The following is a 13,280-nucleotide window of genomic DNA, read 5'->3' as shown; positions in this document are numbered from 1 at the left end:
CTGTCAGCCGTGTAATCACTGATCATCAAAATACCGCTCATGCCAATCCACCAGCGGTTGCGGCGAGTTGAGTTTCTGGCCGTAGATCACCGAATACGACAGCACGTTCTGCACGTACTGGCGGGTTTCGTCGAACGGGATGCTTTCCACCCACACGTCGAAGCTCAGGTGATCGGCGCCGCGCAGCCACTGACGGACGCGACCGGGGCCGGCGTTGTAGGCAGCGGAGGCGAGGACGCGGTTTCCGTTGAACTGGCTGTGCACCTGGCTCAGGTAAGCGGCGCCGAGCTGGATGTTCTTGTCTGGGTCGAGCACTTGCTGTGGCGAAGCCAGCGGGATGCTGAACTTGCGCGCGGTTTCCTTGGCGGTGCCCGGCATCAGTTGCATCAGGCCGCTGGCGCCGACGCCGGAGCGGGCGTCGTCCATGAACGCACTTTCCTGACGGGTGATGGCGAACACCCAGCTCGAATGCAGTCCACGCGTCTTGGCTTCACGCACGAGGGTGTCGCGGTGCGCCATCGGGAAACGGATGTCCAGGTCGTCCCAGTATTGCGCCTGACTGATGGTGCGAATGGCCGGGAAGTACCATTTCAGGTCGTAGGCCAGTCTGGCCTGGGCGACCATTTCGTCACGATTGAAATGACGGCTGACGTGATACCACTCGCGGCGACCGTCGACGATCTGCCCGCGGGCATGGAATTCCAGGGCGCGACGCACGCCGGGGGTGTTGCGCACCTTGTTGATGGTGGCCTGACTGAGTACCAGCGGCTTGTTCATCAGCGAGTAAGGCAGTTGCGAGCGGTCGGCGGCGAGGAAGCCATAGAAATCGCGTTCCTTCGCCAGATTCTTGTACAGCGTCTGTGCTTCCGGGTTCTGTGGCTGTGCCAGTTCCAGGCTGCGGGCCTGCCAGTAACGCCAGCGGTTGGTGGTCGCCAGATCCTGCGGCAGACGACGCGTCAACTGATACGCATCGTCCCAGCGTGCCAGACGCAACAGCAAACGCAGGCGCCATTCGGAAACGGTGTTGTCACGCAGCTCAGGATCGTATTTGGTCATCACGTCAAGCGCACGGCTGTCGAAACGCCGGGCCAGGGTCAGGCCGATTTCCCGGGCAATCGCGACTTTCTCGTCACGGGAGAAATGCATGCTGCTGGCGTAACCGTCGAGCAGGGCCATGGCCTTGTCCGGATCCTGACGGGCGAGGCGGCGCAGGCCGAGGCTGACCACGTCGGACATCGGCTCGTCGGCCGGGGTGAAGCGCGACGGCTGGTTGAGCAGCTCGGGTTTCTGCGCCACATCCACCAGCAAGCGACCGCGCGGGGCGAGGGTGGTCAGGCCGTTGACCAGACTGTTGGCCAATGGATAGTTGCGCGCCTGGGCTGCGAGTTTGGTGCGTTCCCAGCGTTTCTGTTCGGTCAACTGGCCGTCGGCGGCCCAGATCCCGAACAGTCCGTCACAGGCCGCCGGTTGCGATTTGCCGGTCAGCCACAGTTTGTCGGCGTTGGCGTAACCATCGGCTTTGTGGCCGCTGCTGATCTGGTACTGCGCATTCAGGCAGTCCAGTTCGGTGAAATTGAGTTTCGGGTCGTAATACTTGACGAAGGTTGCCCAGTCACCACGGTCGGCGAGCCAGCGCAACCAGCGCAGTTTCATCCAGTTGGCCTGAGGCAGGTCACCGTGTTCGGCGAGAAATTTCTCGATCTCGGCGTTGCTCGCGGTCTTTAGACGTGCGGTCAGTTCGTCGTAGGCCAGGTACGGTTCCAGCGGATAATCGGCCAGGGCCTGGCTGTAACGGAAGTACGGGCCGGTATCGCCCTTGGCCAGGGCGCGCTTGGCTTCATCGTAATACTGGCGTTGGGTGGACAGGTCCACCGCCTGGGCGGATTGAGCGGCAGCGGCGGTAAGTAGCAAACAGGACAAGACACTGAAAAGGCGACTGCGCATGAGACATCCGGGCAGAGAAATCATGACAAGCACCGGCCGCAGCCAGCACTGAATTGTCTGTAGCTTAGCCTTTTGCCAGCAACCGGCGAAAGCTTTGCCGGTCTCGCAGCACAAGTTCGCAACAAATGTTGTGCAGAGTGCTTCGACAGACAAATTGCCGGCCTGTTGAGGGCCTAACTCAGGTAGAATGCGCGCCCGGTTTTTGGAGAAGCTCATGACCCTGCTCAAATTCAGCGATGTGTCCCTTGCATTCGGCGCGATGCCGTTGTTGGACAAGGTGTCCTGGCAGATCGCCCGTGGTGAGCGGGTGTGCATCATCGGCCGCAACGGCACTGGCAAGTCCAGCATGATGAAACTGGTCAAGGGCGACCAGAAGCCCGATGACGGCTCGGTGTGGCGTGCCCCCGGTCTGAAAATTGGCGAGTTGCCGCAAGAATTGCCTGTGGCCGACGGACGGACTGTGTTCGACGTGGTTGCCGAGGGGCTCGACGGTGTTGGCGCCTTGCTCGCCGAATACCATCACCTGAGCCAGAACATCGTCACCGATGCCGACCTGGACAAGCTGATGCACGTTCAGCACGACCTCGAAGCCCGTGATGGCTGGCGCTTGCAGACCCTGGTCGACAGCACCCTGAGTCGCCTGCAACTGCCGGCCGACAAGACCCTCGCCGAGTTGTCCGGCGGCTGGCGTCGTCGCGTGCTGCTGGCGCAGGCGCTGGTGTCCGAACCGGATCTGCTGTTGCTCGACGAACCGACCAACCACCTGGACATCGGGGCGATCGCCTGGCTCGAAGAAGCACTCAAGGATTTCCAGGGCGCCGTGCTGTTCATCACGCACGACCGTTCCTTCCTGCAAAACCTTGCCACGCGCATCCTCGAACTGGATCGCGGCGGCCTGATCGACTGGAACGGCGACTACGCCAGCTTCCTGGTGCACAAAGAGGCCGCGCTGGCCGCTGAAGAAACCGCCAACGCGCTGTTCGACAAGCGTCTGGCCCAGGAAGAAGTGTGGATTCGTCAGGGCATCAAGGCCCGTCGTACCCGTAACGAAGGCCGCGTGCGCGCCCTGAAAGCCCTGCGTGTTGAGCGCAGCGAACGTCGCGAACGCACCGGCAAGGCCAACATCCAGCTGGAAACCGCCGACAAGTCCGGCAAGCAAGTGATGGTGCTGGAAAATGTCAGCTTCCATCACCCGGACGGCCCGTTCCTGATCAAGGACTTCTCGATGGTCCTGCAGCGCGGCGACCGTATCGGTCTGCTCGGCGCCAACGGTACTGGCAAGACCACCCTGCTCAAGCTGATGCTCAACGGTCTGCAACCGACCAGCGGCAAAGTGGAAGAGGGCACCCGGATCGACGTGGCCTACTTCGACCAGTTGCGTCATCAGCTGGATCTGGAAAAGACCGTGATCGACAACGTCGCCGAAGGTCGCGATTTCATCGACATCGACGGCCAGAGCCGCCACGTGCTGAGCTACCTCGGCGACTTCCTGTTCAGCCCGCAGCGTGCCCGCACGCCGGTCAAGGCGCTGTCCGGTGGCGAGCGTGCACGCTTGTTGCTGGCGAAACTGTTCAGCAAACCGGCGAACCTGCTGGTACTCGACGAGCCGACCAACGACCTCGACGTGGAAACCCTCGAACTGCTCGAAGAGGTGCTGCTGACCTTCAACGGCACTGTACTGATGGTCAGCCACGACCGGGCATTCCTCGACAACGTGGTCACCAGCACCCTGGTCTTCGAAGGTGAAGGCAAGGTTCGTGAATATGTCGGTGGCTATCAGGACTGGATCCGTCAGGGCGGCTCGCCGCGCCTGCTGGGCGTGACCGAGAGCAAGTCGGGCAAGGCTGACCTGAATTCAGCGGTGGTGACTGCTGAGCCTGCTGTGGTTGCTGCGCCTGCTGCCGCACCGGTTGCCAAGAAGAAGCTGAGCTACAAGCTGCAGCGCGAGCTGGAAGCGTTACCGGGCGATATCGACGCGAAGGAACAGCAGATTGCTGCCGTGGAAGCCGAAATGGCTGAAGCTGGCTTCTATCAGCGCCCTGCGGCAGAGACGGCCAAGGTGATTGCTTCGCTGGAGCAATTGCAGGCTGAGCTGGATGCGTTGGTTGAGCGTTGGGCCGAGCTGGATGCCTGATTGATCCGGTAACAAAAAAGCCCGGCGCTCAGTGATGAGCTCCGGGCTTTTCATATGCGGGTGGAGACCTAATGGGGGAGCGAGCCTGCTCGCGAATGCGGTGTGTCAGGCGGCATTAATGCTGAATGTGCCGACGCCTTCGCGAGCAGGCTCGCTCCCACAATGAACAGTGTTTCAGCGTTTGATCAGGTGAACGGCGAGGACATCGCAAGGCGCGCCGTGTAGCACGTCATTGGCCGTGGAACCGAGCAGCAATGCCAAGCCATGACGGCCATGGCTGCCGACCACGATCAGATCGCAATGGTTTTCCTTGGCGAAATGATGGATTTCCTGACGTGGCTGGCCATAGGTCAGATGGCAGTTGGCGCCTTCAAGTTCTGAGTATTTGGCTTTCAGGCGCTCAAGACGCTCCTTGGCCTGATCGAACTGTTGCTGTTGCAGTTGTGACAGATCCATCGGCACATCGCCGCCGAACGCCATCGCCATTGGTTCGACGATATGCACCAGCGACAGCTTGGCGCCATTGCTCACCGACAGCTCTCGGGCGCGGTGGATCACTGGGTCGCACTCTTCGGTCAGATCTACGGCGACCAGGATATGGGAGTAGGGCATGAGGTGCTCCTCGTGACGGTTCAATATTGTTAAGTATGGCTGGTTTCAAGCGCATTGGTTCCAAAGTGACACAATGCGCTCACCTATAAGTCGGGAGTAGAGATATGACGGTCTGGTTAGTGGTGTCAATCCTGCTGGTGGTTCTGAGTCCACTGGCATGGTTGCGCCCATCGCGCGTGCAGAGCGGCCGGATGGCCCTGCGCATGGAGGCGCGGCGCATCGGGCTGGCCATGCAGCTGGCGCCTCAGGAGTGGCCGCACTGGCTGTCTCAGGAGCCTCCGAGTCCATGTGCGCAATATCATCGACCGCGGCGTGGCAGTCAGCCAGCGTGCTGGACCTACTGGCAGAAATCGCCTGGTGTGTGGGTCAATCAATGGCAGGAAGTCTGCGAAGACCGGGCGCTGCTCAATCATTTCGAAAAGTTGCCAGGCAACGTCTTCAAGGTCGAGGCAGACAAGCAGATGATCGCCTTGTACTGGGGTGAGAAGGGCGAAGCGACGGTTTTGCAGGATATTGATGCGACTCTGAAAGCGCTGGCGTGACTCGCGGACTTTTCCCACTGCAATGGTGGGGAGCGTCCGGCAGACGAGCAATAAAAAGCCCGACATGATTCATCGGGCGGGGTTGGCCAGGCAGGCCGGTAACTGTTTTTATCGCTGATTCGATTTTGCGCGGTCAACGAATCTCCCTTTAGTCCAGCCAGCGTAGCCTGTTAAACAAGGCTCGCTGCGAATTAGGGCGACTTTTCTAACTATTGATTCTATGAATGGCTTTGCATGCAGCGCCGTGTTGCAGCTCTGCGTGCGACGGAAGTGACCGCAAAGTCGCATTTCAACCCGTATTTTGGGCGATTGACAATTGTTGGAAATTCCGTGAAGGTGACGTACCCAAATCAAACGGGCGTATGAATTGAGCGTTTGTCTTACAGACTGCTCCTACAGAATCCCGACTATCGCGTTGGCGGGTGTGCCGGGTGGATTGGCGTCAGCATCGACGAAAAAGCGTCCTGCCGAGCCGTTTACCTGCGTCCGACGTGTACTGTTCAGCTTCCATATCGTGGAGATCAGTTGATGATTTACGAAGGTAAAGCCATCACGGTTAAAGCTCTTGAAAGTGGCATCGTCGAATTGAAATTCGACCTCAAGGGTGAGTCCGTCAACAAGTTCAACCGTCTTACCCTGAACGAACTGCGTCAGGCCGTAGACACCATCAAGGCAGATGCTTCGATCAAGGGCGTGATCGTCAGCAGTGGCAAGGACGTGTTCATCGTCGGCGCCGACATCACCGAATTTGTCGACAACTTCAAGCTGCCGGATGCCGAGCTGGTTGCTGGCAATCTCGAAGCCAACAAGATCTTCAGCGATTTCGAAGACCTCAACGTTCCGACCGTAGCAGCCATCAACGGCATCGCCCTGGGTGGCGGTCTGGAAATGTGCCTGGCGGCGGACTACCGCGTCATGTCGACCAAGGCCAAGATCGGCCTGCCGGAAGTCAAACTGGGCATCTACCCAGGCTTCGGCGGTACCGTGCGTCTGCCACGCCTGATCGGCGTCGATAACGCCATCGAGTGGATTGCCGCCGGCAAGGAAAACCGCCCTGAAGACGCCCTGAAAGTCAGCGCCGTCGACGCCGTGGTTGCTCCGGAGAAGCTGCAGGAAGCTGCCCTTGAACTGATCAAACGCGCCATTTCCGGCGAGTTCGACTTCAAGGCCAAGCGTCAGCCAAAACTTGAAAAACTCAAGTTGAACGCCATTGAACAAATGATGGCTTTCGAAACCGCCAAAGGTTTCGTTGCCGGTCAAGCTGGCCCGAACTACCCGGCGCCGGTTGAAGCGATCAAGACCATCCAGAAAGCCGCGAACTTCGGTCGTGACAAGGCGCTGGAAGTCGAAGCCTCCGGTTTCGTCAAACTGGCCAAGACCTCTGCAGCGCAGAGCTTGATCGGTCTGTTCCTGAACGATCAGGAGCTGAAGAAAAAGGCCAAGGCCTACGACGAAATCGCCAAGGACGTGAAGCAGGCTGCTGTATTGGGCGCCGGCATCATGGGTGGCGGTATTGCTTATCAGTCGGCCTCCAAAGGTACGCCGATCCTGATGAAGGACATCAACGAGCACGGTATCGAGCAGGGTCTGGCCGAAGCTGCCAAACTGCTGGTTGGCCGCGTTGACAAAGGTCGCATGACCGCCGCGAAAATGGCTGAAGTACTCAACGGCATTCGTCCGACCTTGTCCTACGGCGACTTCGGTCACGTCGATCTGGTTGTTGAAGCCGTGGTCGAGAACCCGAAGGTCAAGCAAGCCGTGCTGGCTGAAGTCGAAGGCCAGGTCAAAGAGGACACCATCCTCGCGTCCAACACCTCGACCATTTCCATCAGCCTGCTGGCCAAGGCCCTCAAGCGTCCGGAAAACTTCGTTGGCATGCACTTCTTCAACCCGGTGCACATGATGCCGCTGGTGGAAGTGATCCGTGGCGAGAAGTCCAGCGAGCTGGCTGTTGCCACCACCGTTGCCTACGCCAAGAAAATGGGCAAGAACCCGATCGTCGTCAACGACTGCCCGGGCTTCCTGGTCAACCGTGTACTGTTCCCGTACTTCGGCGGTTTCGCCAAACTGGTCAGTGCCGGTGTGGACTTCGTCCGTATCGACAAGGTCATGGAAAAATTCGGCTGGCCGATGGGCCCGGCGTACCTGATGGACGTGGTCGGCATCGACACCGGTCACCATGGTCGTGACGTAATGGCAGAAGGCTTCCCGGATCGCATGAAGGATGACCGTCGTTCGGCCATCGACGTGCTCTACGAAGCCAAGCGCCTGGGCCAGAAGAACGGCAAGGGCTTCTACGCCTACGAGGCCGACAAGAAAGGCAAGCAGAAGAAAGTCGCCGATCCGTCGGTACTGGAAGTGCTCAAGCCGATCGTCTACGAGCAGCGCGAAGTCACTGACGAAGACATCATCAACTGGATGATGATCCCGCTGTGCCTGGAAACCGTGCGTTGCCTGGAAGATGGCATCGTTGAAACCGCCGCCGAAGCCGACATGGGTCTGGTCTACGGTATCGGTTTCCCTCCATTCCGTGGCGGTGCGCTGCGCTACATCGATTCGATCGGTGTTGCCGAGTTCGTTGCCCTGGCTGACCAGTACGCTGATTTGGGCGCGCTGTACCACCCGACCGCGAAGCTGCGCGAAATGGCCAAAAACGGCCAGAGCTTCTTCGGTTAAGCGCCCCCAACTAGAGTGAGAGTGAACTTATGAGCTTGAATCCTAGAGACGTCGTGATTGTCGACTTCGGTCGTACTCCGATGGGCCGCTCCAAGGGCGGCATGCACCGCAACACCCGCGCCGAAGACATGTCGGCGCACCTGATCAGCAAATTGCTGGAACGCAACTCCAAGGTCGATCCTGCTGAAGTCGAGGACGTGATCTGGGGCTGCGTCAACCAGACCCTGGAGCAGGGCTGGAACATCGCGCGCATGGCGTCGCTGATGACCCAGATCCCGCACACCTCGGCCGGCCAGACTGTCAGCCGTCTGTGCGGCTCGTCGATGAGTGCTCTGCACACTGCTGCGCAAGCGATCATGACCGGTAACGGTGACGTGTTCGTGGTTGGCGGCGTCGAGCATATGGGCCACGTCAGCATGATGCACGGTGTCGATCCGAACCCGCACATGTCGCTGTACGCGGCGAAAGCCTCGGGCATGATGGGTCTGACCGCTGAAATGCTCGGCAAGATGCACGGCATCACCCGTGAGCAGCAGGATGCCTTTGGCGTGCGCTCCCACCAACTCGCCCATAAAGCGACGGTGGAAGGCAAGTTCAAAGACGAAATCATCCCGATGCAGGGCTACGATGAAAACGGCTTCCTGAAGCTGTTCGACTACGACGAAACCATTCGTCCGGAAACCACCCTGGAAAGCCTGGCGGCCCTCAAGCCTGCCTTCAATCCAAAGGGCGGCACCGTGACTGCCGGTACCTCGTCGCAGATCACCGATGGTGCTTCGTGCATGATCGTGATGTCGGCGCAGCGTGCGCAGGACCTGGGGATCCAGCCAATGGCCGTGATCCGTTCGATGGCAGTGGCGGGTGTGGATCCGGCAATCATGGGCTATGGTCCAGTGCCGGCTACACAAAAAGCCCTGAAGCGTGCGGGCCTGGGCATCAACGATATCGACTTCTTCGAGCTCAACGAAGCTTTCGCTGCACAGGCCCTGCCAGTGCTGAAAGATCTGAAAGTACTCGACAAGATGAACGAGAAGGTTAACCTGCACGGCGGCGCGATCGCTCTGGGTCACCCGTTCGGTTGCTCCGGTGCCCGTATCTCCGGCACCTTGCTGAACGTGATGAAGCAGAATAGCGGCACCTTCGGGGTGGCCACTATGTGCATTGGTCTCGGCCAAGGCATCTCCACCGTCTTCGAACGCGTTTAAGCGTCTCGTCGATGGAAGCCGGGGCCAAGTGCCCCGGTTTTTGTTTTTGTGGATTTATTTTTGTATTTATTTTGAAAAAATTTGAGTGAGGGCCAAAACATGCCGATACAACCTGGGCTCTACCAACATTACAAAGGTCCGCAGTACCGCGTATTCAGTGTCGCGCGGCATTCCGAGACCGAAGAAGAAGTGGTCTTTTACCAAGCCCTGTATGGCGATTACGGCTTTTGGGTGCGCCCTTTGAGCATGTTCGTCGAGTCAGTCGAGGTTGACGGCGAGCAGGTGCCACGCTTTGCTTTGGTGCAAGCCGAACCGAGCCTTTTTTCCAAGGCATAAGGCGAGTGCGCACAGAACCCTGTGCTTGACCTCACCTTGTAGCCACTATATATAGCGGTGCCGCGTCAGGCGCCAACCGCCTTTCACTTCTAGAATTCAGGAATTTTCTGATCCATGGGCAAATCGCTGGTCATTGTGGAATCCCCGGCTAAGGCCAAGACCATCAACAAGTATCTGGGCAACCAATACGTGGTGAAGTCGAGTATCGGCCATATCCGAGACCTGCCCACCAGCGGTTCGGCTAGCGCCAGCAAAGAGCCTGCCGCCAAGCGCGGCAAGGCTGCCGCGGGCGAAGGGCCGGTGCTCACGCCGAAAGAGAAAGCGCGCAAGCAGTTGGTCTCGCGCATGGGTGTCGATCCCGATCATGGCTGGAAAGCCAAGTACGAGATCCTCCCAGGCAAAGAGAAGGTCATCGAAGAGCTGCGCCGGCTCGCCAAGGATGCTGACACCATCTATCTCGCAACCGACTTGGATCGCGAGGGGGAAGCCATTGCCTGGCACCTGCGCGAAGCCATCGGTGGTGATGACAGCCGCTACAAGCGCGTGGTGTTCAACGAAATCACCAAGAAGGCGATTCAGGAAGCCTTTTCGGAGCCTGGCGAACTGGACATCGATCGTGTAAACGCTCAGCAGGCGCGGCGCTTCCTTGACCGCGTCGTGGGCTACATGGTCTCGCCACTGCTGTGGTCGAAAATCGCCCGTGGCCTGTCCGCCGGTCGCGTGCAATCGGTTGCCGTGAAGCTGGTAGTCGAGCGTGAGCGTGAAATCCGTGCGTTCAACCCGGAAGAGTACTGGGAAGTGCATGCCGATCTCGGCACCACCAAAGGCTCGACCGTGCGTTTCGAAGTAGCTCGCGAGAAAGGCGAAGCCTTCAAGCCGCTCAACGAAGCTCAGGCCATGGCCGCGCTGGAGAAACTCAAGTCTTCCAGCTACAGCATCGTCAAGCGCGAAGACAAGCCGACCAGCAGCAAGCCTTCGGCGCCGTTCATCACGTCTACTCTGCAGCAGGCCGCGAGCAACCGCCTGGGCTTCGGCGTGAAGAAAACCATGATGATGGCCCAGCGTCTGTACGAAGCCGGCTACATCACTTATATGCGTACCGACTCGACCAACCTCTCGGCCGATGCCGTGACGATGGCGCGTACCTACATCGAAGACGAGTTCGGCAAGAAGTACCTGCCGGAAACGCCAAACGTCTATAGCAGCAAAGAAGGCGCACAAGAGGCTCACGAAGCGATTCGTCCTTCTGACGCCAACACCACGCCGAGCAAGCTGGCGGGTATGGAGCGTGATGCTGAGCGCCTCTATGAGCTGATCTGGCGCCAGTTCCTCGCTTGCCAGATGCTGCCGGCGCAATACCTGTCGACCACCGTCAGCGTAGGTGCTGGCGACTTCGAGCTGCGCGCCAAGGGCCGTATCCTCAAGTTCGACGGTTACACCCGCGTTATGCCGCAGATCGCCAAGCCTGGCGATGACGACGTTCTGCCGGACATGGCACAGGGCGACGTGATGAAGCTGATCAAGCTTGATCCGTCCCAGCACTTCACCAAGCCGCCGGCGCGTTACTCCGAAGCCAGTCTGGTCAAGGAAATGGAAAAGCGCGGTATCGGTCGTCCTTCGACCTACGCAGCGATCATTTCGACCATTCAGGATCGCGGCTACGTGACCCTGCACAACCGTCGTTTCTATTCGGAAAAGATGGGTGACATCGTCACCGAGCGTCTGTCGGAAAGCTTCTCGAATCTCATGGACTACGGTTTCACCGCCGGCATGGAAGAGAACCTCGATGACGTGGCTCAAGGCGAGCGCGACTGGAAAAACGTGCTGGATGAGTTCTACGGTGACTTCAAGAAGAAGCTTGAAGTGGCGGAGAATCCGGACAGCGGCATGCGTGCCAACCAGCCGGTCATGACCGACATTCCGTGCACGACTTGTGGTCGTCCGATGCAGATCCGTACTGCTTCGACCGGTGTGTTCCTCGGTTGCTCGGGCTACAGCCTGCCGCCGAAAGAACGCTGCAAGGCCACCGTCAACCTGGTGCCGGGCGACGAGATTGCTGCGGATGATGAAGGCGAGTCGGAATCGCTGGTACTGCGCGGCAAGCATCGCTGCCCGATCTGCAGCACGGCGATGGACGCCTATCTGCTCGACGAGAAGCGCAAGTTGCACATCTGCGGCAACAACCCGGATTGCGCTGGCTACGAAATCGAAGAGGGCAACTACCGCATCAAGGGCTATGAAGGTCCTAGCCTGGAATGCGACAAGTGCGGCAGCGAGATGCAGCTCAAGACCGGCCGTTTCGGCAAGTTCTTTGGTTGCACCAACCCGACCTGCAAGAACACCCGCAAACTGCTGAAGAGCGGTGATGCGGCGCCGCCGAAGATGGATCCGGTGAAGATGCCTGAGCTCAAATGCGAAAAGGTCAACGACACCTACATCCTGCGCGACGGTGCTTCCGGTCTGTTCCTGGCGGCCAGTCAGTTCCCGAAAAACCGCGAGACTCGTGCTCCGCTGGTGATCGAGATTTTGCCGCACAAGGACGAGATCGATCCGAAGTACCACTTCCTGTGCGAAGCGCCGAAGAAGGATCCTGATGGTCTGCCTGCGGTTATCCGTTACAGCCGCAAGACCAAGGAGCAATACGTGCAGACCGAGGTCGACGGCAAGCCTACCGGCTGGAAAGCATACTACGACGGTGGCAAGTGGACAGTTGAAGACAAGCGCACGAAAGCCAAGGCTGAGTAAGCGTTAGTCCGATACACAAAAGGCCGCATTGATGACCCTAGGGTTTTCATGCGGCCTTTTTGTTTTGTGCTTGCGGTGGGATCGGCTGATCTATGACACTGTCCGGCCTGTGTGACGCAATTATTTCGCTGTGGAGACTGCCGGCATGGCGCACGAACTCTATACCCGCACCAATCAGAAGATCTATTTCGCTGGCCTGTCGCTGGAAGCTCTGGCTCGCGCCGAAGAAGGGCGGGCGATGAACTCGTTGGCGTTGATTCAGGCTGGACGTGAATCGGCGTTGTTTCACCTCTACGGCGCGCTTCTGGGGCTGTGCCATGAGATCGCCGGTTTCTACCGTCTGCCTCAGGCCAATGCGCCGCGGGCAGAGACGCTGCTGACTCCCGAGGTGCTGGAGTCGATTGCGATCCCGGAGCTGGCCGAGATGGTTGAGCTGGCGGGCAATCCTGGAACCTGGTTGGCGAAACTGCTGGTGGCGCATTCGGCGATGTTCCAGCCACCACGAGTGCCACACAAGCCAAAGGGTGATGTGACCCAGCCACTGATTCAGGCCGTTAATCTGGATGAAACAGAGGAGCCGCAGGAGTTGAGTCGCGAAGAACTGGAGAGCTGGCGGCAGAACCTCAAGGGTCTGGCCATCCGCTTTCGCGAAGGCTTGAATGAGTGCTGAGGACAATTGACGCGGTGGCAATCTGAAACATGCTGCTGGTCAAGATCCCGAGCGAAGCCTGAATGATGTCTATATAATCCCTGCCTTTCGTGGAGAACAGACCTATATGCCAACGTCCTTTCTAGAAATTGTCGAGTTACCAGACGGCCGAATCGAACTGCGCAGGGCTGAGGACGAGGGTTCTCTGGTGACGCTGGATTTCTCCGAGGATGCCAAGGCGTTCCTGCAAGGCCAGCACGTGGAAATCGCCAAGGCGATGTTGAGCGTCGGCGTGCAGATGGCCGGTCGTATGGTTGAAGGCGAGTTTGATAAGGAAGAGGGGCCGCGGGTTCTTCACTGATCCCCTGCCTTTCGGCGTTTGCCGATACCGCATCAAGTCGGCTTCTCTGTCCTTGGAGAAGCCATGCGCTTCACAC

At 58.9% G+C, this 13,280-nt stretch carries 10 protein-coding genes; 8 read left to right on the top strand and 2 right to left on the bottom strand.

The genetic code is table 11. From position 1 onward, the window contains the following. Positions 1 to 15: 15 nt before the first annotated feature. Positions 16 to 1,944 (bottom strand): transglycosylase SLT domain-containing protein, encoded by a 1,929-nt coding sequence (locus PseAD21_RS15100; protein ID WP_102356369.1) that lies wholly within the window; start codon positions 1,942 to 1,944, stop codon positions 16 to 18. 214 nt (positions 1,945 to 2,158) lie between these two features. On the opposite strand from PseAD21_RS15100, the gene PseAD21_RS15095 reads away from it, so the two are divergent. Beyond that, on the top strand, positions 2,159 to 4,078 hold the full coding sequence (locus PseAD21_RS15095) for an ATP-binding cassette domain-containing protein (protein ID WP_102356368.1): 1,920 nt from the start codon (positions 2,159 to 2,161) through the stop codon (positions 4,076 to 4,078). Positions 4,079 to 4,252: 174 nt separating this feature from the next. On the opposite strand, the gene PseAD21_RS15090 is transcribed toward PseAD21_RS15095, so the two are convergent. Then, entirely contained in the window at positions 4,253 to 4,690 is a 438-nt protein-coding gene (locus tag PseAD21_RS15090) for a universal stress protein (RefSeq protein WP_102356367.1), read from the bottom strand. Between the two features lie 104 nt (positions 4,691 to 4,794). Here PseAD21_RS15090 and PseAD21_RS15085 point away from each other — a divergent pair, with 104 nt between their 5' ends. From PseAD21_RS15085 to PseAD21_RS15050, 7 genes are all read left to right on the top strand, one after another. Then, complete coding sequence (locus PseAD21_RS15085; protein ID WP_025111052.1) at positions 4,795 to 5,232, top strand: hypothetical protein; 438 nt, start codon at positions 4,795 to 4,797, stop codon at positions 5,230 to 5,232. 528 nt (positions 5,233 to 5,760) lie between these two features. Continuing rightward, a complete protein-coding gene (fadB, locus tag PseAD21_RS15075) occupies positions 5,761 to 7,908 on the top strand; it encodes a fatty acid oxidation complex subunit alpha FadB (RefSeq protein ID WP_102356366.1) in 2,148 nt (715 codons plus the stop codon). Positions 7,909 to 7,937: 29 nt separating this feature from the next. Then, positions 7,938 to 9,113, top strand: a complete 1,176-nt coding sequence (fadA, locus tag PseAD21_RS15070) for an acetyl-CoA C-acyltransferase FadA (protein WP_102356365.1) — start codon at positions 7,938 to 7,940, stop codon at positions 9,111 to 9,113. Between the two features lie 99 nt (positions 9,114 to 9,212). Beyond that, entirely contained in the window at positions 9,213 to 9,449 is a 237-nt protein-coding gene (locus PseAD21_RS15065) for a DUF1653 domain-containing protein (protein WP_007961814.1), read from the top strand. Positions 9,450 to 9,563: 114 nt separating this feature from the next. Continuing rightward, positions 9,564 to 12,194 carry a type I DNA topoisomerase gene (topA, locus tag PseAD21_RS15060; protein ID WP_102356364.1) on the top strand — a complete coding sequence of 877 codons (2,631 nt, stop codon included), beginning with the start codon at positions 9,564 to 9,566 and terminating at the stop codon, positions 12,192 to 12,194. A 145-nt stretch (positions 12,195 to 12,339) separates the two neighbouring features. Beyond that, positions 12,340 to 12,864: a DUF6586 family protein gene (locus PseAD21_RS15055; RefSeq protein WP_102356363.1), complete on the top strand. Its 525-nt coding sequence runs from the start codon at positions 12,340 to 12,342 to the stop codon at positions 12,862 to 12,864. Between the two features lie 106 nt (positions 12,865 to 12,970). Next, on the top strand, positions 12,971 to 13,204 hold the full coding sequence (locus tag PseAD21_RS15050; RefSeq protein ID WP_003226592.1) for a hypothetical protein: 234 nt from the start codon (positions 12,971 to 12,973) through the stop codon (positions 13,202 to 13,204). Positions 13,205 to 13,280: the final 76 nt, after the last annotated feature.

This window comes from Pseudomonas sp. AD21 (assembly GCF_002878485.1).
GTDB lineage: Bacteria > Pseudomonadota > Gammaproteobacteria > Pseudomonadales > Pseudomonadaceae > Aquipseudomonas.
The sequence above is the reverse complement of the archived record's forward strand: the minus strand, read 5'-3'. Positions and strand labels throughout refer to the sequence as shown.